The sequence below is a fragment of the Microbulbifer elongatus genome, from assembly GCF_020524885.1.
GTDB classification, from domain to species: Bacteria; Pseudomonadota; Gammaproteobacteria; order Pseudomonadales; family Cellvibrionaceae; genus Microbulbifer; species Microbulbifer elongatus_A.
Genome location: NZ_JAIVKJ010000001.1, coordinates 712,520 through 732,842 on the forward strand (window position 1 = coordinate 712,520; position 20,323 = coordinate 732,842).

18 protein-coding genes are annotated in these 20,323 nt (G+C 57.3%); 10 read left to right on the forward strand and 8 right to left on the reverse strand.

Features of this window, described 5'->3' with window-relative positions:
* Window positions 1-56: 56 nt before the first annotated feature.
* On the forward strand, window positions 57-839 hold the full coding sequence (locus LC059_RS02930) for a YdcF family protein (protein ID WP_226702327.1): 783 nt from the start codon (window positions 57-59) through the stop codon (window positions 837-839).
* Window positions 840-1,107: 268 nt separating this feature from the next.
* Entirely contained in the window at window positions 1,108-1,497 is a 390-nt protein-coding gene (locus LC059_RS02935) for a hypothetical protein (protein WP_226702328.1), read from the forward strand.
* A 94-nt stretch (window positions 1,498-1,591) separates the two neighbouring features.
* Here the strand turns inward: LC059_RS02935 and LC059_RS02940 are convergent, their stop codons facing one another.
* The 6 genes from LC059_RS02940 to miaB form a co-directional block, all read right to left on the reverse strand.
* The gene (locus tag LC059_RS02940; RefSeq protein ID WP_226702329.1) at window positions 1,592-2,524 is read right to left on the reverse strand and encodes a TIGR01777 family oxidoreductase; all 933 of its coding nucleotides are present in this window, start codon (window positions 2,522-2,524) and stop codon (window positions 1,592-1,594) included.
* 173 nt (window positions 2,525-2,697) lie between these two features.
* Complete coding sequence (gene lnt / locus LC059_RS02945; RefSeq protein ID WP_226702330.1) at window positions 2,698-4,308, reverse strand: apolipoprotein N-acyltransferase; 1,611 nt, start codon at window positions 4,306-4,308, stop codon at window positions 2,698-2,700.
* On the reverse strand, window positions 4,308-5,204 hold the full coding sequence (locus tag LC059_RS02950) for an HlyC/CorC family transporter (RefSeq protein ID WP_226702331.1): 897 nt from the start codon (window positions 5,202-5,204) through the stop codon (window positions 4,308-4,310). Before LC059_RS02950 ends, lnt begins: the two co-directional genes overlap by 1 nt.
* 8 nt (window positions 5,205-5,212) lie before the next feature.
* Window positions 5,213-5,761, reverse strand: a complete 549-nt coding sequence (gene ybeY, locus LC059_RS02955) for an rRNA maturation RNase YbeY (RefSeq protein ID WP_226702332.1) — start codon at window positions 5,759-5,761, stop codon at window positions 5,213-5,215.
* A gap of 10 nt (window positions 5,762-5,771) precedes the next feature.
* Window positions 5,772-6,845: a PhoH family protein gene (locus LC059_RS02960; RefSeq protein WP_226702333.1), complete on the reverse strand. Its 1,074-nt coding sequence runs from the start codon at window positions 6,843-6,845 to the stop codon at window positions 5,772-5,774.
* A gap of 337 nt (window positions 6,846-7,182) precedes the next feature.
* The gene (miaB, locus tag LC059_RS02965; RefSeq protein ID WP_226702334.1) at window positions 7,183-8,586 is read right to left on the reverse strand and encodes a tRNA (N6-isopentenyl adenosine(37)-C2)-methylthiotransferase MiaB; all 1,404 of its coding nucleotides are present in this window, start codon (window positions 8,584-8,586) and stop codon (window positions 7,183-7,185) included.
* Between the two features lie 187 nt (window positions 8,587-8,773).
* On the opposite strand from miaB, the gene LC059_RS02970 reads away from it, so the two are divergent.
* Window positions 8,774-9,106: a DUF1820 family protein gene (locus LC059_RS02970; protein WP_226702335.1), complete on the forward strand. Its 333-nt coding sequence runs from the start codon at window positions 8,774-8,776 to the stop codon at window positions 9,104-9,106.
* 94 nt (window positions 9,107-9,200) lie between these two features.
* Here the strand turns inward: LC059_RS02970 and LC059_RS02975 are convergent, their stop codons facing one another.
* On the reverse strand, window positions 9,201-10,145 hold the full coding sequence (locus tag LC059_RS02975) for a collagenase (protein ID WP_226702336.1): 945 nt from the start codon (window positions 10,143-10,145) through the stop codon (window positions 9,201-9,203).
* Between the two features lie 394 nt (window positions 10,146-10,539).
* Here LC059_RS02975 and LC059_RS02980 point away from each other — a divergent pair, with 394 nt between their 5' ends.
* The 6 genes from LC059_RS02980 (at window position 10,540) to LC059_RS03005 (ending at window position 17,738) form a co-directional block, all read left to right on the forward strand.
* Entirely contained in the window at window positions 10,540-11,913 is a 1,374-nt protein-coding gene (locus LC059_RS02980) for an ABC transporter permease (protein WP_226702337.1), read from the forward strand.
* Window positions 11,913-12,740, forward strand: a complete 828-nt coding sequence (locus LC059_RS02985; protein ID WP_226702338.1) for a hypothetical protein — start codon at window positions 11,913-11,915, stop codon at window positions 12,738-12,740. The genes LC059_RS02980 and LC059_RS02985 overlap by 1 nt, the downstream gene beginning before the upstream one ends.
* A 155-nt stretch (window positions 12,741-12,895) precedes the next feature.
* Window positions 12,896-13,717 carry a UDP-2,3-diacylglucosamine diphosphatase gene (locus LC059_RS02990; protein WP_226702339.1) on the forward strand — a complete coding sequence of 274 codons (822 nt, stop codon included), beginning with the start codon at window positions 12,896-12,898 and terminating at the stop codon, window positions 13,715-13,717.
* Window positions 13,714-15,390 (forward strand): lysophospholipid acyltransferase family protein, encoded by a 1,677-nt coding sequence (locus tag LC059_RS02995; RefSeq protein ID WP_226702340.1) that lies wholly within the window; start codon window positions 13,714-13,716, stop codon window positions 15,388-15,390. Before LC059_RS02990 ends, LC059_RS02995 begins: the two co-directional genes overlap by 4 nt.
* 96 nt (window positions 15,391-15,486) lie before the next feature.
* Window positions 15,487-16,947, forward strand: coding sequence for an NfeD family protein (locus LC059_RS03000; RefSeq protein WP_226702341.1), 1,461 nt, complete (start codon window positions 15,487-15,489; stop codon window positions 16,945-16,947).
* 20 nt (window positions 16,948-16,967) lie between these two features.
* A complete protein-coding gene (locus tag LC059_RS03005; RefSeq protein WP_226702342.1) occupies window positions 16,968-17,738 on the forward strand; it encodes a slipin family protein in 771 nt (256 codons plus the stop codon).
* Between the two features lie 347 nt (window positions 17,739-18,085).
* On the opposite strand, the gene pgi is transcribed toward LC059_RS03005, so the two are convergent.
* Window positions 18,086-19,699: a glucose-6-phosphate isomerase gene (gene pgi, locus LC059_RS03010; RefSeq protein ID WP_226702343.1), complete on the reverse strand. Its 1,614-nt coding sequence runs from the start codon at window positions 19,697-19,699 to the stop codon at window positions 18,086-18,088.
* Window positions 19,700-19,995: 296 nt separating this feature from the next.
* Between pgi and LC059_RS03015 the strand changes: the two genes are divergently transcribed.
* Window positions 19,996-20,292 carry a hypothetical protein gene (locus LC059_RS03015; RefSeq protein WP_226702344.1) on the forward strand — a complete coding sequence of 99 codons (297 nt, stop codon included), beginning with the start codon at window positions 19,996-19,998 and terminating at the stop codon, window positions 20,290-20,292.
* Window positions 20,293-20,323 lie beyond the last annotated feature (31 nt).

Here is a 20,323-nt window from a genome sequence, read left to right on the forward strand (position 1 = left end):
CTGCCAGACAGTACTTACTAAAACAATCGCATTGCAACGGGACACCGCATCGCAAGATGGAACTGCAAACCGCCCTGGCCACACTGATCATGCCGCCATTTGCCCCGCTGGTGGGGCTACTGCTGGCGTTTGTTTTCTGGTTTTTCCCCTCATCGACGCCCGTCGCCAAACTGTCACTGCCGCTCGCTATCCTGTGTTTCCTTACTTTGTGGATTTGCGCGACTCCTGCCTTTTCTGGCTGGCTGGGGCAGCGTCTGGTCGGCCTCCAGCCACCGGCGCCTGATGTGGAGCCGGCGGCAGTTGTCGTGCTGGGCGGTGGCCGCTATAGGGACCCCGAGTCAGGATCCGAGCGGTTGTCGGCGGCTAGCCTGGAGCGCGTGGCCTGGGCGGTGGCAAATGCCCCGGAACAGTTGCCAATCCTGGTGACCGGCGGGCGGGTCTACTCCGGTGAGAAAGTGCCAGAATCGGACCTGATGGCGGACGCGCTGGAAAAACTTTTCCAGCGCCCGGTGACTTGGCGCGAGAATTGCAGTCGTAGCACGGCAGAAAATGCTACGAATTCGGCGGCACTTCTGCACGATTCCGGAGTCGAAAGCGTGCTGTTGGTAACCCACTGGTGGCACATGCCACGAGCGGCCGAGAGTTTTGCCCGGGCCGGTATCCAGGTGCGGCCACTGCCTGTCGGGAGTGCCGGCGAACTGGTGCCCCGGGCGGAGATTGGCCTGTTGCGCTGGCTGCCCAGCGCGGCGGCCCTGTTACGCAGCCAAATGTACTGGCGGGAACTGGTGGCGGATCAATGGTATCGCTGGCGGCCACTGCCCACCCGGCGCAGCTGTTAATGCGGCTGTTGGCGTAGTGAGTGAAGTGTTGAGCAGCATTGTTTGACTGATCACCCCGATCGGTTCCGGATGCGAGCTTGATGCTTCCGGCACGAATAACTAGTATGGGCGCCCTCAAGGACAGTTACTGCTGAAACCATACTTTTGAGAACTGGCGAGGGCCCATTGGACCCCGGTGAAAGGATCTCATGTTCTTGGCTCTGCAGTTTTGGCGAAATTTTCGACCGAATCGCCCATAACAACATAAAAAAATTGAGGTAATGTCCAGATGACGGGTATCCCTGCGTCCTTCTCCCCCATTCAGCTCCACAACCGTCTGAACCGTCCGGTATGGATCGGTTTCAAGCTGACCCAGCGTGGCAAGCGCCAGCTGGTACTGCTCACCGCCGGTGACGACACTGCGGCCAGATTGAGCAAAAACTTTGAAACGTTTGTTGGGCAGATCGTTCGCGAGTTCAAGCTGGATCCGGAACAGACCGACTTCGTGGAACTGCGCCAGGAAAAGCCTAAAAGCGAAGCCGAGGCCCACAATTGGTATCGCTGGCATGCACACTGGGTAGGTTCTGCACCAATGGAGTGCAAGGCGGATCCGGTAACTTCGGACGCGGCACGCAACTACCTGGAACAGGCGCTGACGCGCAATACTGCTGCGGCCTGACCTTAATCCCTGTTGTCGATGCCCTGAGCCCGCTTTTGCGGGCTCTTTGCGTTCTGGCGGCGCGGGGTTTTTCCGTGGTGGGCTGCTGGCGAGCCTAGCGAGTCCGGGAAGAGGGGTGGGCACCGCCATTTTCGTGCGCGGGACCGAGGAGTTCGGCGAGGGCCTTTTCCAGCGTGGGGTACTGGAAACTGTAACCACTATCCATAGCTGCGCGCGGCTCCATTCTCTGGCTGGCGAGCAGAAGCTCGTCCGCCATCTCACCAAACATCAGACGCAACATCCATGCGGGTGTGCGCATCAGGCAGGGGCGGTGGAGCTGCTTGGCAAGAAGCCTTGAAAAGCTGTTATTGGTAACGGGCTCCGGGGCGCTGGCGTTGAACGGCTCACAGAGGCGCCGGTCGATGGCGTGCAGCATCAGACCGACAATATCTTCCTCGTGAATCCAGCTCATCCAGTGCTCTCCGCTACTCATGGGGCCGCCCAGTCCCAGCCGGAAAGGGGGCAGCATCTGGGGGAGGGCGCCGCCCCGGGTGGAAAGCACAATCGCGGTACGCATGATCCCGACGCAAATGCCCGCCTGCTGCAGTGGCAAGGTGGCGGCCTCCCATTCCTTACACAGCTCCGCGGCAAACCCACCACCGGGCCCGCTGTTTTCTTTCAGTAAGTCGCCTCCGCGGTCTCCGTAATAACCAACAGCGGAACCGGAAAGCACGTATTGGGGGTGTTGATCCTGGGAAAGGATCCATTGCACCAGCTGCGATGTGGTGTCCAGGCGCGAGCGGCGTATTTCCTGTTTGCGCGCGTCGCTCCAACGCTTTGAAATGGTTTCTCCCGCCAGATTGACAACAACGTCCACCGGGCCCTCGGCCTGCTGTAGGTCGCGCACGCCCACAGCGGACTCGCCACAGAGTTTGTGCACCTTAGCGGGAGATCGGCTGAGTACCGTAAGTCGATGGCCTCGCGCCAGCCACTTCGCACAAAAAAGACGGCCTATTAATCCAGTGCCGCCAGTGATTAGGCAATGCATAAATCAGGCATCCCTGCCGGATGAATATCTCAGGATAATAGCAGTCACTTTGGTGATTGCGACGCATTGGCGACAATAAAACAGGAATAGTGGAAAGGCGGGTAGAAAGGGATGAAAGTGCAGGTGTGATACCGGGGCAACGAACGCCCCGGTCGGTTCGGACTGCGGTGACTTCAGTCTGTGGCTTCGCCGGCGAAAATCGATTCTTCGTCCATCGCCGGGCGGCGTTGTAGTAATACCGCAGATACCAGCATCAGTGCCGCCAGTGCAACAATTCCCCACACACCGATCAGCATAAACGGGGTATACCCGCTGCGGGATTCCACCTGGCCAATCATGGTGGCCTGTACAAACTGCGGAAGCTGCTCGGTAATGGTGCCGTTCGGCGCGACGATGGCGGTGACTCCGGTATTGGTTCCGCGCACCAGGTAGCGCTGGGTTTCCAGGGCGCGCATCTGTGCCATCTGCATATGCTGCAGCGGGCCGATGGAGCGTCCAAACCAGGCGTCATTGCTCAGGGTGAGCAGGACCCCGGCGTCGCCACTGCTCTGGGCGACCAGTTGCGGATAGACAATTTCATAACAGATCAGCGGCGCCCAGCTAAGGCCGGAGGCCCGCAGTGGCTTCTGACCTTCCGGTCCGGGGCGGATGAACGACGTTGGCAGGTTGAAGAACTCAATGGTTCCGCGAATCCAGTCTTCCAGCGGTACGTATTCGCCAAAGGGAACCAGATGGCGTTTGTGATAGACCTGCTGTTCCTGGCCGAACACCGCGGCGGAATTGTGCACCACGCGCCGATAATCCTGCTCGGTATCGTAAAGGATGCCGGTGATGAGGTCGGTTTTCGTTTCCTGGGCGCTGTTCTGTAGTGCTTCCATCAGGTTGGGTGCGTGGTGGTACAGCAACGGCAAGGCCGCCTCCGGCCATATCACCAGATCCACGTTCTTACGGTGCAGCTCTTCGGTGGCGCTTTGATAGCGCCGAATGGTCTCGCCGCGAAATTCCGGTCGCCACTTTTTGTCCTGGGGAATATTGGCCTGCACCAGCCCGATGGTTTTGGTATCGCCGGTGCGCTCCGTCCACTCCAGGTTTTGCAGCAAGAGACCGGCCGGCCAGGTCAGCAGCGCAGCCGCCAGGAGCGAAAGCGCTTGCGTGGATTTCCAGGATACGAAGCTGCGGCGGATAAACAGGGCGGCCACGGCGGCGGTGAAGGCCAGCACCATGCCGATACCGTATACGCTCAGAATGGGCGCCCAACCCGCAAGCCAGGTGTGGATGTGTCCGTAGCCTGCAAACAGCCAGGGGAAGCCAGTAAACATCCAGGTGCGGCACCACTCGCTCACAAACCAGAGGGCGGCGAAGGCGAGGGCAAATGAAATCGGGTTGGCGCGCAGGCGCGCGAGAAGCGGAAATGGCAGGGCGAACACCAGTGCCAGAATGCCCACGAAGGCTGCGGTCAGTATTACCCCGAGCACGGGTGAGGAATTGCCGAAGTCGGTAATGGATACGTAAACCCAGGAGCCACCGGTGGCGAACAGGCCGGTGCCGAAGCTCAGTGCGAGCCAGAAGATCTGTTTTCCGTTAAGCGAATTTCGGGGCAAAGCGCTGCTGGCGATACCGGATGCGGCATCGCGCCCGGGCGCCAACAGCCACGCAAACAACCCCAGGGAGAGCAGGCTGCACCACCAGAGGTTGTAGGGGGCAAAAGAGAGGGTCAGCAGGCCGCCCGCGAACAGGGCGGCCAGCGAGGGCAGGGCCCGCGATAGCAACAAGGACTTACGCATTAGCCATCTTCTTCGGCAGGCCGGTCAAAACGACTGACGCGCAGCAGGTGAATCTGCCGGTTGTCGGCGTAGAGGACGCGGAACTTGAACTCTCCAAGCTTGGTCATCTCATCGCGCCCTGGCAGGTGGCCAAAGGACTGCATGATCAGACCGCCGATGGTGTCGAACTCTTCGTCGCTGAATTCGCACTCGAAGTACTCGTTGAAATCCTCGATAGGGGTGAGCGCTTTGACTACAAAGTCGTTGTCACTCACTTTGCGGATAAAGCTATCCGCTTCTTCCTCGTCGGTCTCGTCTTCGATCTCGCCGACGATCTCCTCGAGAATGTCTTCAATTGTCACCACGCCAGAAACGCCGCCATACTCGTCGATTACGACCGCCATGTGATAGCGGTTCTCGCGGAATTCACGCAGCAGGATGTTGAGGCGCTTGCTCTCGGGAATGATATTCGCAGGGCGGATATGGTCTTCCAGGCGGAAATCATCCACACCTTTCAGCACCAGTGGCAGCAGGTCCTTGGCGAGGAGTATGCCGCGAATATCGTCGATGCTCTCACCCACCACCGGGAAGCGGGAGTGGCCGGATTCGATGATCTTGGGCAGGAATTCTTTGGGGTGGTCTTCAATGCTGACCACGACCATCTGTGAGCGCGGAATCATGATCTCCCGCACCTGTTGGCTGGATACATCCAGCGCACCCTCGATGATGGACAGGGCTTCGGCATCTACCACCTTGTTTTCGGCGGCGTCCTTGATGATGTCCAGCAGTTCATCGCGGGATTTGGGCTCTTGTGAGAAGGCACCCAGTATTTTCTCCAACCAGTTTTTCTCCCCCGATCGGGGGCGGTTGGAAGAGGAGCTACTTGGGGGTTCGTCGGTGGTCATGGATGTGGCCATACTCCGCGTTACTCGTCGGTTCCGTTTGTCGTTTTTTCGGCCTGTGCGGTTTGCGCAGGCTCTTCAAGAGGCCGGTATGGGTCATCGATACCCAGCCCAGCCAGTATGCGGGTTTCGAGACTTTCCATGATCTCGGCTTCATCGTCCTCGATATGGTCGTAACCCAAAAGATGCAGTGTGCCATGGACCACCATGTGTGCCCAGTGCGCGGACAGGGCTTTGTGCTGCTGTTCCGCTTCCCGCGCGACCACTTGCGCGCAGATTACCAGGTCGCCCAGCAGCGGCAGGCCCAGTTCGGGCGGAATGTCTGCCGGAAAGGAGAGCACATTGGTGGGTTTGTCTTTGCCGCGGTACTGGCTGTTGAGCGCCTGGCTTTCGTCCTCATCGACGATACGCAGGGAGATCTCGGCCTCAGCGCGGTGCTCGCCCACGGCCGCGGATGCCCAGAGGGCAAGGTCGGCATCGGAGGGAAGCTGAGTGCAGGAGGTGGCCCGCTGCACATCCAAATGGACGTCAGCGGGCGAGCGCGATTGGCTCTCGGACAAATTGGCGTTCATGGGCGCGGCGTCAGGCCGCATTTTCTCCAGCGGGCTTGCCGGCAGCTTCGATAGCGGCCGCTTTGCGCGCTTCGCGCTCCGCTTCCACTTCCGCCTCATGCACGCCGTAGGCTTCTACGATGCGCTGTACCAGGGGGTGGCGCACCACGTCTTTGGCGCCAAAATGGGTGAAGCTGATGCCGTTGACGTTGCTCAGTACCTCGATTGCATGCTTGAGGCCGGAAGCCTGGCCGCGGGGGAGGTCAATCTGGCTCGGGTCACCGGTAATCACTGCGGTGGAGCCGAAGCCGATCCGGGTCAGGAACATCTTCATCTGCTCGCGGGTGGTGTTCTGGCTCTCATCGAGAATCACAAATGCGTTGTTCAGGGTACGACCGCGCATGTAGGCCAGCGGTGCCACTTCGATCACATTGCGCTCGATCAGCTTGCCAACGGTTTCGAAGCCGAGCATTTCATACAGGGCGTCATACAGCGGGCGCAGGTAAGGGTCGACCTTCTGGCTGAGGTCACCGGGCAGGAAGCCGAGCTTCTCACCGGCCTCCACCGCTGGGCGCACCAGCAGGATTCGCTCCACGGAGTCTTTGAGCAGGGCCTCTACCGCACAGGCCACCGCCAGGTAGGTCTTACCGGTACCGGCGGGGCCGATGCCGAAGTTGATATCGTTACTTTGCACCGCGCGCACGTATTTGCGCTGGTTGATACCGCGAGGGCGTACGGAGCACTTCTTGGTGCGGATCAGCACTACCTGGTCGCCTTCACCGTCTTCCATCTTCTGCTTGCCGCTCACCAGCTCCTCGACCCCGGATTCCTGCAGGGCGAGATGAATCTCGTCCGGAGTCAGGTCGTCTTTGTCCCCGGTTTCCTTATACAGGTTGCTGATGATCTCGCCAGCTGCGCGGGCGGACTTGGCGTCGCCATAGAAGGCAAACTGGTTGCCGCGATTGCGGATCTCGATATCCAGTCGCTGTTCTATCTGGCGCAGGTGTTGATCGAATTGGCCACAGAGGTTGGCCAGGCGGCGAGCGTCGTTTGGCTCAAGGATGATGCTGTGAGCGAGGGCTTGTGTTTCCAAATTGGTTTCCATGCACCTTTTGTCTGATGGTTCAGTCTGTAGGTTATACCCATTTACCTTGTAGGGGAAAGGTTGGTTTGTGACGAATGGGTTCTAAACGGTCTTGGGGCTTATAACAGGGGAGTATGAAGGTTTGAGGTCGCTCCGGGGTTGTTGCTCCGTAGCGGCTTGTGAGGGCTTCGTAGTTGGTTTTGTGGCGGCCCTGCTGCCGGTATTCGTTTCCGGGACACGCTACGAGCACATCCCTGTGCGCTCGGGCGCGGCCATCCATGGCCGCGCACGGTCCCGGAAACGAATCCCGGTAGCAGGGCCGCCCATATCTAGCTAATTGGCTGCCCGGAAAGTCGATTCAGCTCAGAGGCCCGTCTAGCTCGGAGGCTACGAGAGTACCGCGCAGAGAGTTCGGCAGTGCTTCCTCAATCAGCACATCGGCAAACTTACCGATGAGTTCCAGCTGGTCACAGCGGAAGTTGACCACTCGGTTGTTTTCAGTACGGCCCTGCAGCTGGCCCGGGTCTTTTTTGGAGACACCGCTGACCAGAACGCGCTCCACGTTGCCAACCATTTTGCGTGCGATTTCCGCGGCCTGCTGGTTGATGCGGTGTTGCAGCAGCTGCAGGCGGTGTTTCTTCACTTCTTCCGGGGTGTCGTCCGGCAGGTCAGCCGCCGGGGTGCCCGGGCGGGAGGAATAGATGAAGCTGAAGGAAATGTCGAAACCCACATCCTGGATAAGCTTCATGGTGGCCTCGAAGTCGCGCTCGGTCTCACCCGGGAAGCCAATAATAAAGTCGGACGACAGGCAGATATCCGGGCGGATCGCCTTCAGGCGGCGGATCTTGGACTTGTATTCCAGCGCGGTGTGACCGCGCTTCATTGCCATCAGAATGCGGTCGGACCCGCTCTGTACCGGCAGGTGCAGGTGATTGACCAGTTCCGGGACTTCTGCATATACGTCGATCAGCGCATCGGAGAACTCCACCGGATGCGAGGTGGTGTAGCGGATGCGGTCGATGCCGTCGATGGCCGCCACGTAGGTGATCAGCTCGGCGAAATCCACGATCTGACCGTCTTCACCGGGCGCGCGGTAAGCGTTCACGTTCTGTCCCAGCAGATTCACCTCGCGGACTCCCTGGTCTGCCAGGTGTGCGACTTCTTCCAGCACATCCGCCACCGGGCGGCTCACCTCTTCACCGCGAGTGTAGGGCACTACACAGAAGGTGCAGTATTTTGAGCAGCCTTCCATGATGGACACGAACGCGCTCACACCGTCCGCTTCCGGCTGTGGCAGGCGGTCGAACTTCTCGATCTCCGGGAAGGACACGTCTACAACAATGGCACCACTCTTCTGCTTTTTGGTCTCCATCATTTCCGGCAGGCGGTGCAGGGTCTGGGGACCAAATACCAGGTCCACATAGGGCGCACGCTTGGCGATGGCCTCGCCTTCCTGACTGGCCACGCAGCCACCGACGCCGATAACCAGCTCGGGATTCTTTTCTTTCAGGTGCTTCCAGCGGCCCAGCTGGTGGAACAATTTTTCCTGTGCTTTCTCGCGGATAGAACAGGTGTTCACCAGCAGCACGTCCGCGTCTTCCGGGTCGTCCGTGGGCACCATCTGGTGGGATTCGCCCAGCAGGTCCCGCATGCGCGCAGAATCGTACTCATTCATCTGGCAGCCGTGGGTCTTGATAAAGAGCTTCTTCACCGGTTTTTCGGTCGGTTCAGCGGGCTTCTCGGGGGACATCTCAGTAGACATGATGGGCCTGGTTAAAAACTGGTCAATTCAAAAGGTGGGGCATTATACCGGCCGCATTTGGGGCTGCATAGACGGGGGGATGGGAGAGTGTTAATCTTCCGCGCCTTTTTTGGCTCGGTCGGGCCCGGCCCGCCTGCACACTAGAATTCATGGGGCATCCGCATTCAGTCCCTTCATTGAGCGATCTATGGCAAACCCAATCTACAAAGTCATTTTCCACAACCAGAACCAGGTGTTCGAGCTCTACGCGCGGGCCATCTACCAGAGCGAGATGTATGGCTTTATCGAAGTGGAAGAGTTTGTGTTCGGCGAGAAGTCCCAGCTGGTGGTGGACCCCAGTGAGGAAAAGCTGAAAACCGAGTTCTCTTCGGTCAAGCGCTCCTATATTCCCATGCACAGCATCGTGCGCATCGATGAAGTGGAAAAAGAAGGCGTAGGCAAGGTGCATGAGGTGAAGGGCGACAAGATTGCACAGTTTCCCTTCCCCGCACCCATGCGCCACCCGGGCGACAGCGATTGACTGTTGGCGCAATTGGCTGAAGTATTAAAAAAGGGCCCCGCGGGGCCCTTTTTTGTTTGTCCTGGACTGTAACGGGATCCAGAACCCAGTACTGCTACTTATCCCTTCCTTTCCCGCGTTTCTTCTCTTCTGCCATGGAATGCCGCTGCAGCATTTGCTCCTTCTTACTGTCTTTGGGCTTGCCCCTTGCCCCGCTATTAATCAGGCCGTCCAACCAGTTCTGGTACTCTGCTTCATAATTATTTTCCCAGTTGTTCAGATAGGCGGTATAGCTCGCAAAGTCGTTGCTCTTGAGCGTATTGGTCATCGCGATGACTTCATCGTAGTGGCGCTCGAACAGGAAGCGGATGGCGAGGTAGCTCCATCGATACACCTGGTCGGTTTTGTCGCGGTATGTTGTGTCGAACACGGACGCCAGGCTGGGCTTGCGGTGCCGTGGCTTGTGGTCCCGCGCTACCTGTATTGCCTCCGGGTTGTCATTGCCGAGGGACAGGTATTCGGCGAGTCCCTCGGACCACCAGACCATATTGCCCGGGTAGTGATTGAAGCCACCGTACGCCACAAAGCGCCCGTCCAGATAGTGCACATATTCGTGCTCCAGGTTCCAGATTGAAAACTCAGGGCGCAGCCAGGAGGCTTCGTGGGCATAGAAGCTGGCCTGGTTGCCGGGAATGGATGGCGAGCCCTCAATATAAATACCGCCATTGTTGGTGTTGATGCCAAAAAGGTCGTACCCGTAGGTGTCGTACTGGCTGTAATCGTCAAATACCACCACCCGCAAGTCGGCGTTGTAATCATCCGGTACAGGGGTCTGATTGGTCTGCAGTCGCTGGTGGAAGAGCGCTTCTTCCGCTGCCAGATCCGCGCAGGAGGCGTTCAGCTGGCTGTCGGTCATATCCTGGGCGCGGATTTTAAGGGTGCTGCTACAGCTGTGCTGGGTCGGCAATACCTGGTCGATATCGGCAGCGGAAACTTGTGCAGAGGTGGCGAGCGTGAGTGCACAAAATGCAGTCAGGAGGATCCTTCGAGAGTGGGGCATGGTCGTTTTCCTATTGTTATCGTTTATTCGCTGGAAGGGCCGGTAGTGGCGCGAGTTTAGTGCCTTGTTTGTTATTGCGTACCAAGGCATTTAAATCTTAGGTCTAGTATTACTTTGAGTGCAATGTATTTTTGGTGGGTTTGGCGTGAATTACTTCAAGGATTGGCGGAGAAAGTTACTGAAAATCACGTTTTGGCAGGAGCGGGTGAAATTCTGGCGTCAGCTTTCACGCGAGGATAACGCTTCGTCGCATCGACAACACACGGGCTGGCGGCCGGCTATTCTCAAGAAAGGGTTTCTCAAATACTGGACTGAACTCTATCTGGCAACTTGCGCGCCAGAGAGTGAGAGAAACGCCAAACCTAAAATGTAGTGGAAGTTTTTAGGTGACAGCATGACATCAATACCGGCCACCAAAGCCGCCATCTCTGCCCTCAAGATCGAGCAGCGCGTCGAGCGCGATGTGAAAGCGGGCATCCCCGAGGTCGATCGCCGCAACCATACCGAAAGCGAAGAGAGCATGCGCTCTTACGTGGTGCGGGAAATCATCGGCCGGGTACATGAAAACCGCCAGAACGAACTGGACAAAGAACTGGCGGATCGCAGTGACGTGGATATCCGCCAGCTGCATCAGGAAATGAAAAATACCGAATCGCTGGTGGAGAAATCCATTGCCGGGCGTCTTGCCAACCTGGTGGGCGGCTTGAAGCAGCGGGCACAGGAATATTCCGCCCTGCGTATGGACCTGGAAATGTTCCGCCAGCGCAACGGACTTACCCGCGAGGCGGTGTACCGCGAGTCGAAGCTACTGCACTTTTCCGTGATCTTTTTTATCGTGATTGTGGAAACCGTGTTGAACGCCTTTTTTCTGTCGAAAGGCAGTGACCTGGGGCTGGTAGGCGGATTTTTCCAAGCCTTTATTATCTCGATGATCAATTTGGGATTTGCGGCGTTTCTGGCATTTTCTCTACGGCAAAGTTTCCATCAGAATATTTTCAGGAAGATACTGTCAGGGACTCTTTTCCTGATGTTGCTGGCAACCGCCGTGGTATTTGTGCTCGGCGTCGGTCACTACCGCGAAGCCCTGGAAGCCAATCCCTTTACTGCATCGCAAATGGCGATGACCACCTTGCAGGCGCAGCCGCTTGGGATTCAGGACTTCAATTCCTGGATTATGGTAGTTGTCAGCGGTATTGCGCTGATCCTGCTTGCGGCCAAATTTTTTGTGGTGGATGACCGCTACCCCGGATACACCGCGATCACTCGGCGGGTGAAGCAGTATCACAAGGCGTGGCGAGAGGCCCACGAGGACGCCATCGAAAGTGTCAGCGAACTGGCGGAAGATCTTCAGGAAACCATTTCTGATACAGAGAAAACTATCCGTGCCCAGTTTATCCAGTTCAAGGCAAGTATCGAGCGCAGTGAGGAAATCCATCGCCATTATCACGAGGATATTATCAAGGCGCAGGGTTTACTGGATGAACTGGTGCGCTACTACCAGTCGTATTCCGCGCGCATGATGAATCGACGCTCGGCATATTTTGGTGAGCTGCTGCGGTTCGAACTGGACAAACTGCCGTGCCTGAATACTACCGGGCTGGAGCAGCACAAACGTGACCTCGACACCTTTGAAACAGTGATGGAAGAGTTGGACCAGACCTACAGCGATGCTGTAGGCATCGTGAATCAGCGCTGTGAATCGATCCAGGCCTCCCTGGCTGAACTGGTGGACAGGCTGGAGCTAGAGCACGGCCTGCGGAGAGCGTGATGGGCGGGATCCTTCGTCGCCGCCCCCGGCGATTACCTCGACGTGCGCGTTCCTGGAGGCGCTTATCCCGGGAGGACAAGCGGGGCACCCTGATCTTCGCCCTGGGTGCGATGATCCTGATCGCGCTGGTGGTGTCGGCTCTGCAAGTGGTGCGCTCTCCGGCGCGGGACTTCGACAAGGTAACTCTGTGCAATCCACATTTACCCCGTTTCGCGCAGCATCTGGTGGTCATCGATGCCTCCGATACCCTTTCGGCTTACCAGATCCGATTTCTTAAAACACACTTGTCAGGACTGTTGGAGTCCGCCGCGGTAAATGACCGGTTCTCCATTTTCGTATTGGACGATCACTACAACGGGCTTTCTGAGCCCGTGATCAATCTGTGCAAACCCCACTCCGGCGAAGATGTCAGCGCTCTCACCGCAAACCAGCAGTTTGTGCAGGCGTTGTACAGGCAGCGCTTCGAGCAGCCCCTGGACCACGCCATCGGTCGCGCGGTATCGGGTGGTGAGCAGCCGGTGTCTCCCATTTATGAAGCGCTATCTGACGTGGTGGCGCTCAATCACCTGGATCCGGCGGCGGAGAATGTGTACCTCACCATCGTTAGTGACATGATCCAGAACTCTCGCGCCGGCTCGGTATTCAAGCGCGGTTCCGCGGCGATCGACCAGTTGCCGCTGATCGATTTGCGCCGGGCGAGAACCCGGGTCTACTGGCTGGACCGCGCGAAGTACCAGCGCTACCAGACAGCGGAGCTGGAGGCCAGCTGGCAGGACTATCTGGGGAGCGTTTCCCGACTTGAAGAGATACAGCGGGTCAGAGATTAGAAACCGATTCCTCAAAATCCCTCTTTTTGTTACTGAAGTCCCTCTCTTTGCCCACTTGCAACAGAAGCTTCAAAAAACAGCCGTCGGTTTGTAAGAAAACTCGAGCAAAGTTGCATTCCATCTGATGTGTTCCTAACCAAAGATGGGACTTGCCAATGAGTAATCGATATCGCGCACTGTGGGTTTCCGATGTTCACCTGGGCAGTCGGGACAGCGAGCCGCAACGGCTTGCGGATTTCCTCGCACAGAATACGGCGGACACGGTGTATCTGGTGGGCGATATCTTCGATATGAAGGCCATGTCCCAAGGCAAGGGCAGCTGGTGCCACGCTTCCAGCCTGCTTTTGGAAATGCTCTCCGACCTGAGCACTCGGGTACCGGAAATCATCTATGTGCCAGGTAATCACGATGCGCCTATGCGCAGCTGGGCGGGCAAACGCCTGGGCAACATCCGCGTGGAGCGCGAATGGATCCACACTGCGGTCGATGGCAAACGCTACTGGGTGACCCACGGCGACCAGTTCGAACACCATATCGATATCAATCCCGTCAGCTATCACATTGGCGATCACAGTTACTACCTGATGTTGCGCTTTAATCGCTGGATCAACTATTGGCGCAGCCGCTTTGACAAGCCCTGGTGGTCCCTGGCCAACCACGTCAAAAACCGTGTAAACGCCGCGCGCAAAATGATGAACAAGTTTGAGGAAGTGGCCATCCGTGAGACCGGTCGTCGCGGTTTTGATGGTGTGATCTGTGGGCATATTCACCGCGCGGGTATTCGTCATAGTGCCGTCGAGGTTGGAGTTACCGGCAAAGGTACGGACAAAAAGAGTGCGGTTACCTACGCCAACTGTGGTGACTGGGTGGATTCCATGACCGCCATCGTCGAGGGGAGGAATGGCGCCTTGGATGTTTTGCACTGGCACCGTACACCCCGGATCGCTCGCATAATGACTGAGGCCGTCGCCGCATGATTCAGCTTGAAAACCTGCTGCAAAAATATCCCTGGTACAGTGCCGCGCCGACAAGTCCCGCGCGCCGGCTGGTGTCTGCCACCGTAAAGAAAATCTGCTGCGAGCAACAACTGCAGCAGTTTGGTCGTGAATTCCCCCACCTGGGCGGCATCGACTTTATTCGCCAGGTATTCCGCTCTTTTGACTTCCGCTACGACGTGACCCCCGCGGAGCTGGAGCGTATCCCAGCCCAGGGGCCGCTGGTGATCGTTTCCAATCACCCACTGGGCAGTCTCGATGGTCTGGCACTGATCGACCTGGTAGCGCGTGTGCGCAAGGATGTGCGGGCAGTGGCCAGCCAGTTGTTGTGGAATATCGAGCCGCTGCGCAGTTATCTGTTGCCGGTCGATAATTTCAAAGGCCACACCCGACGCGAGGATGTGGAAGGGATCTACAGCCATCTGCATGCCGGAGGAGCCATTATCGTATTTCCAGCGGGCGAGGTTTCTCGCCTGACACCGCAAGGGGTGCGCGATGGTCGCTGGAATCCGGGCTTTATCCGCTTCGCCGACAAGACCAATGCGCCGATTCTGCCAATGCAAGTTCGCGGCAGAAATTCCCTGTGGTGGTATGGATTGTCCATGGTCAACAAGCCGCTCTCTACCCTGTGGCTGGTGCGCGAGATGTTCAAGCAGGTGCGCAAGGGGATCGATATCCGCATTGGTTCTCCGGTGCCCCCGGAGCACTACCGCGACTGGCCGATGGCTCCGCGGGCGCAGGCGAAGCTGTGGAAAAAGCAGGTGTACCGCCTGCATAAGAACCCCCAGAGCCTTGCACCGGAACCCATTGCCGGAGCGGAAGCCAGCGCCGATGTGGCGAAGGTGCTGGGCGATTGTGAAACTCTGGTTGTCCAGGGCGAGTTTGAAGTGAAGCTCTACCGCCAGCGCGCCGACTGCCCGGCGATGCGTGAATTGTCCCGCCTGCGCGAGATCGCCTTCCGAGCAGTGGGTGAAGGCACCGGCAACAGTCGTGACTGGGATGCCTTCGATGCCTATTACGATCACCTGTTACTGTGGGATACCGAGCAACGGCGAATCGCCGGCGCCTATCGCCTTGTGAACACCGATGGTCTGGCCGCAGACAAAATTTACAGTACGACCCTGTTCAACTATTCCGGCTCGCCGGAGGAGTGCCTGCCGCGCTCCGCGGAACTGGGCCGAAGCTTCCTGATGCCGGACTACTGGCGCAGTCGTGGCCTGGACTTGCTGTGGTGTGGTATCGGCCAGTGGATCCAGCGCAACGAGCGTCGTTTTTTGTTTGGCCCGGTGTCTATGCCCGGCAATTTCTCCCGTCGCGCCAAGTCCGCCATCGTGCGTTATTTCCTGCACCACTTTGCCACCGAAAAGCCCATGGGCAATGCGCGCCTTCCCTTCGAGGAAACCCGGGCTGATTTGCCAGATCTCAGTGGCGATGCCTATCAGGATATGCTGCAGTTGAAACAGCTTTTGAAAGAAGAGGGGGTGGTACTGCCACCACTTTTCAAAAAATACGCCGCCGTCACCGTACCCGGCGGTACCAGCTTTCACGCCTTCAATATCGACCCGGACTTCTGTGATTCGGTTGACGGGCTGGTTGTGGTGGATCTGGAGAAAATGGATCCGAAGTTTGCCAGGCGGTATTTGGCTCACAGGTGATGTCGCCGGTTGATCCGGCGCCAGATTCCCTTTGCCGCCTGTTCATTCTGTTACGCTTGTATTTCCTTTCCCTCTTTCGCACCCAGGATAACGGATATGGACAAGCGGTTGTCGAAGGGAGTACTCGCAGGCCTGTTGCTGGTGGTGGCGCAGGTTTTTTCTGTTTTCTGTTTGGCACAAGCGGTCGAAGAACCTGAAGCAAAGGAGGGCGATGGTAAACCGCGCCCGCATATTGCCGAGCTGTCGATTGATGGCCCCATAGGTCCCGCCACCACCGATTACCTGATTCGCACCAGCAAAACCGCGCGTGAGCGGGGTGCACGTCTGTTCATAATCAACATGGATACGCCCGGCGGCCTTGACGCCGCGACCCGCGACATCATCCAGCATATTCTTGCCTCCGAGATCCCCTACGTAACCTACGTCACACCCGCCGGCGCGCGTGCTGCAAGTGCCGGCACCTATATTCTTTACGCCAGTCATGTGGCCGCGATGACACCGTCGACTACGCTCGGTGCGGCTACGCCGGTTCAGATCGGTGGTATGCCCGGACAGCAGGAACCACCTGGGTCCGAGAAGCCGGCGCCGCGCAACGATGCCGAAGAAAAGCAGCACGGTGATGAAAAGGACGGAAATGATAAAGATGCATCGGCGGAGCCTGCCGGAAAATCCGGGTCGGCGATGGAGCGCAAGGTGATTAACGATTCCGTCGCCTATATCCGTGGCCTGGCGAAACGGCATGGACGCAATGCGGACTGGGCAGAAAAAGCGGTGCGTGATGCGGCGACGCTCACCGCCCGGGAGGCGCTGGAAGAAAACGTGATCGACCTGGTGGCGGATGATCGCGGGCAATTGCTCGCGCAGTTGCCGGGGCGCGAAGTATTGCTGGCGGGTGGTGCCAAGAAAATTACAGCAGAAATTGCCGAACTACCGGTCGAGACCTATGCGCCAGACTGGCGCAATGAACTGCTCTCCTTGATTACCAACCCCCAGGTCGCGTACATCCTCCTGCTTGTTGGTATCTATGGCCTGATCTTCGAGGGTTACAGCCCCGGTGCCATAGTCCCCGGTGTGGTGGGTATCATCTGTCTGCTGCTCGCGTTCTACGCGCTGCAGGTAATGCCGATCAACTACGCCGGGTTGGCCTTGATTATTGTCGGTGCGCTGTTGATTGCGGCGGAACTGTTTGTGCCGAGTTTCGGTGCCCTCGGTATTGGTGGCGTTGTCGCGCTGGTCATCGGCTCGGTGATGCTGATTGACAGCGATGTGCCCGGAATGCGGGTGTCGAGGGGATTGATTGGCGGCATTGCCGGTGTCAATGGTTTGGCCTTGCTGGGGTTTTTGTATGCGGTGGGGCACGTATTACGCAAGCCGAAAGTGGCGGCCAACCAGGCGATGGTTGGTCGCACCGCGGTAGTTTCCGAAGTGGAACCTGTGCTGCTGGTGAAAGTCGACGGAGAAATCTGGCGCGCTGAATGCGACAACCTGCTGACCGAGGGGCAGTTGGTGCAGGTTACCGGGGAGCAGGGGTTAACGTTACAGGTACAACCAGAATAGGGATTAACTGGAGCAAGTTTATGGTCAGCTATTTTGCGAGTCTTTTGATACTGGCGGTCGTATTTCTGGTGATGTATGCGATCCGGATTCTGCGCGAGTATGAGCGCGCAGTGGTATTTTTTCTGGGGCGCTTCCAGTCGGTAAAGGGCCCGGGCCTGATTATCATCATTCCGATGATTCAGACGATGGAGCGGGTGGACCTGCGGGTGGTGGTGATGGATGTCCCCACCCAGGACGTAATCAGCCGTGACAACGTTTCAGTGAAAGTAAATGCGGTGGTGTATTACCGGGTAATCGATCCGCAGTCCGCGATCATCAATGTGGAAAACTACCACGAGGCAGTCAGCCAGCTTTCCCAGACCACGCTGCGTTCGGTATTGGGTAAACATGAGCTGGACGAAATGCTTTCCGAGCGAGATAAGCTCAATGTAGATATCCAGAAAATCCTCGATGAGCAGACCGATGCCTGGGGTGTGAAAGTCACCAATGTGGAGATTAAGCATATTGATCTGGACGAAAGCATGATCCGCGCGATTGCCCGTCAGGCAGAGGCAGAACGTTCGCGTCGGGCGAAGGTGATTCATGCTGAGGGTGAAGCGCAGGCGGCGGTCAAACTGACCGAGGCTGCGGATCAGCTTTCCAAGAATTCAAATGCGATTACGCTGCGCTATATGCAGACGCTGATTGACATTGCCGGAGAGCAGAACTCTACGATTGTATTCCCGTTGCCGATGGATTTGATTAAGCCACTATTGGATCAGGGGGTAAAGAGCAGTGGCTCCACTAGTTAATTAAGTGGCGGTAGAGCACCGGGTGCGGGTTTTCAGGACCACTGTGAACCCATCCCTGGGCGTTGCGGCGCAAACATACTGTTTGCGACGCTCCTGAAAACCCGCTCCCGGCACTCTACCTTCAAGTTGAAGTGGTTTCCGGTATCCAAGCTGAAGAGTAACGTCTTTTGGGGCAGTGCTTTGGGCGTGAAGCGTAGGCAAAGTGCTGGGTATCTGTTTTCAAAAGCGTCGGCAACAGGGATGTTGCCGACGCAGCGTACAGGGATGTATTCACAGCGGTTTTGAAAACAGATACCCAGTGATTTGCCGCCACCGGGATACCTTAGTGAATACCACAAAACCCGCAATCACTTGAGGAGAAGCTTTAGAAGGTGGGAAGTAGAGCCATCCCAATCGTCCGGAATTTCCCCCTCAATCGCATCGTGTACCGCATTGCCAAGTACCTTGCCAAGCTCCACGCCCCACTGATCAAACGGATTGATATCCAGCAGGCAGCCAAAGGTAAATACCTTGTGTTCGTAGAGAGCCAGCAGGCTGCCCAGATGGAACGGGTCGAGTTTTTCCAGAATCAGGGTGTTACTCGGGCGGTTGCCGGGGATTACCTTGTGGGGAGCCAACTGGTGGACGTCTTTGTGAGTGTGGCCGGAAGCTTCCAGTTCCTTGCGCGCTTCCGCCAGTGACTTGCCCTTGAGCAATGCTTGGCTTTGGCTCAGGCAGCAGGCCAGCAGCCACTGATGTTGTTCTTTCAGCTCTGAGGTTGGCGTCTTGATCGCGACAAAATCCGCCGGAATCATGTCTGTGCCCTGGTGCAGAAGCTGGTGGAAGGAATGCTGGCCGTTGCTGCCTTCGGCCCCCCAGATCACACTGCCGCTGGGGTAGGGCAGGGGCTGTGCATCGCGGGTGACGCTTTTGCCCAGGCTCTCCATATCCAGTTGTTGTAGCCATGCCGGGAACTTGGCTAGGCGCTGTGCATAGGGGAGTACTGCGAGGCTGCCTGCTTTCCAGCACTGGCGATACCAGAAGTGAATCAGCGCCATCAGCACCGGTAGATTCTCTGCAAAATCCGCTTCCGCGAAATGTGTATCCATGGCATTGGCGCCTTTCAGCAGGTCGCTGTAAACGTCAAAACCACAGGCCAGTGCGATGGGTAGGCCAATGGCGGACCAGAGTGAATAGCGGCCGCCTACCCAGTCCCACATCGGGAAAATATTCTGCGCAGCGATACCAAAATCCTGCGCGGCGGTCAGGTTACTGCTCACTGCCACAAAGTGTTTTTCCAGGTCTGACTCGGCGCAGCCGGCATCGAGCACCCACTGGCGCGCGGAGAGCGCGTTCTGGCGGGTTTCCAGGGTGGAGAAGGACTTGGATGCAACGATAAATAAAGTCTCGTCAGCGGACAGGGGAGCGATGGTATCGCTCAGGTCCGCTCCGTCGATATTCGCCACAAAGTGCACGGTGAGGTCGTCTTTGTGCCAGGGGCGCAGGGCCTCACACACCATACGCGGCCCGAGATCTGAGCCACCGATACCAATATTGACCACGTGGCGGATTCGCTTGCCGCTATACCCGGTCCAGGCGCCGGAATGGACTTGCTCCACGAATCGGGCCATTTGCACTCGACAGTCGGCTACCGCCTGTTCGTGTTCGGTCTTCGGCTCTCCCTGGAAGCGCAGAGCGGTGTGCAGAGCGGGACGGTGCTCGGTGTTATTGATACAGGCACCGGACAGCAACGCCTCGATGCTGGCCTTGAGTTGTGCGATTTCCGTGTAATCCAGCAGCTGTTGCAGCGTGTCCGCACTGAGCAGGTTTTTGCTGTAATCGAGGTAAATACCCGCGGCCTCTGCGCTGAAAGCCTGAGCGCGGTTCGGATCGGAAGCGAACAGTTCCCGCAGCGACCAGCGCTGGTGGTCTTTGTGCTGTTGTAATTTGGAAATGGCGGCGGACAGGGGGAGAGCATCCATGGTCAATATTTATTCGCTAAGAGGTGATTGTTCAGAAAGGAAACCGCTGATATTAGCGACAAATGCGGCGTGCGGCCAGTAGTGGCCGTTGAAGCTGGGAAAAGCCAAACAGGGTGCAATAGCTTCGTAAAATTCTTCCGTCATGCGTGGAAGTTGTGTGCGCAGGGCAAAGCTGGAAAAAGCTGGCGAAGAATTATTAAGGTATTAAGCGTCAAAAGCGGGCTGTAACAAAGTGGGAATTGGGACGATTAAGAGAAGCTGATAAATGGCACAAGTTGTAGGGGACGGTGCCGACGATGATTGAGTATCGGTCTTGGTTGAAAATCAAAGGTCCAGAAATGCAAAATGCCGCTTCGAAAAGCGGCATTTGCATGAACCTGTATGAGAGTGGTTATTTAACCACTTTCATGCAGCGAACATTATCGGATGCCATCCAGCAATCCGCGTCCGCAGGACAGGCCATGGAAGTTGGAATCTGTTCTGACCCCGGAGGGCAGGCGGCCGGCATCGGAGCCGGTGCACAACAACCTGCGAGGACCAGTGCACAAATAATTCCGGTTAAGTACTTGGCTGGAGTGAAATTCATCCCCTAACTCCTTTCCGTTGATGTTAGTCAATAGCATA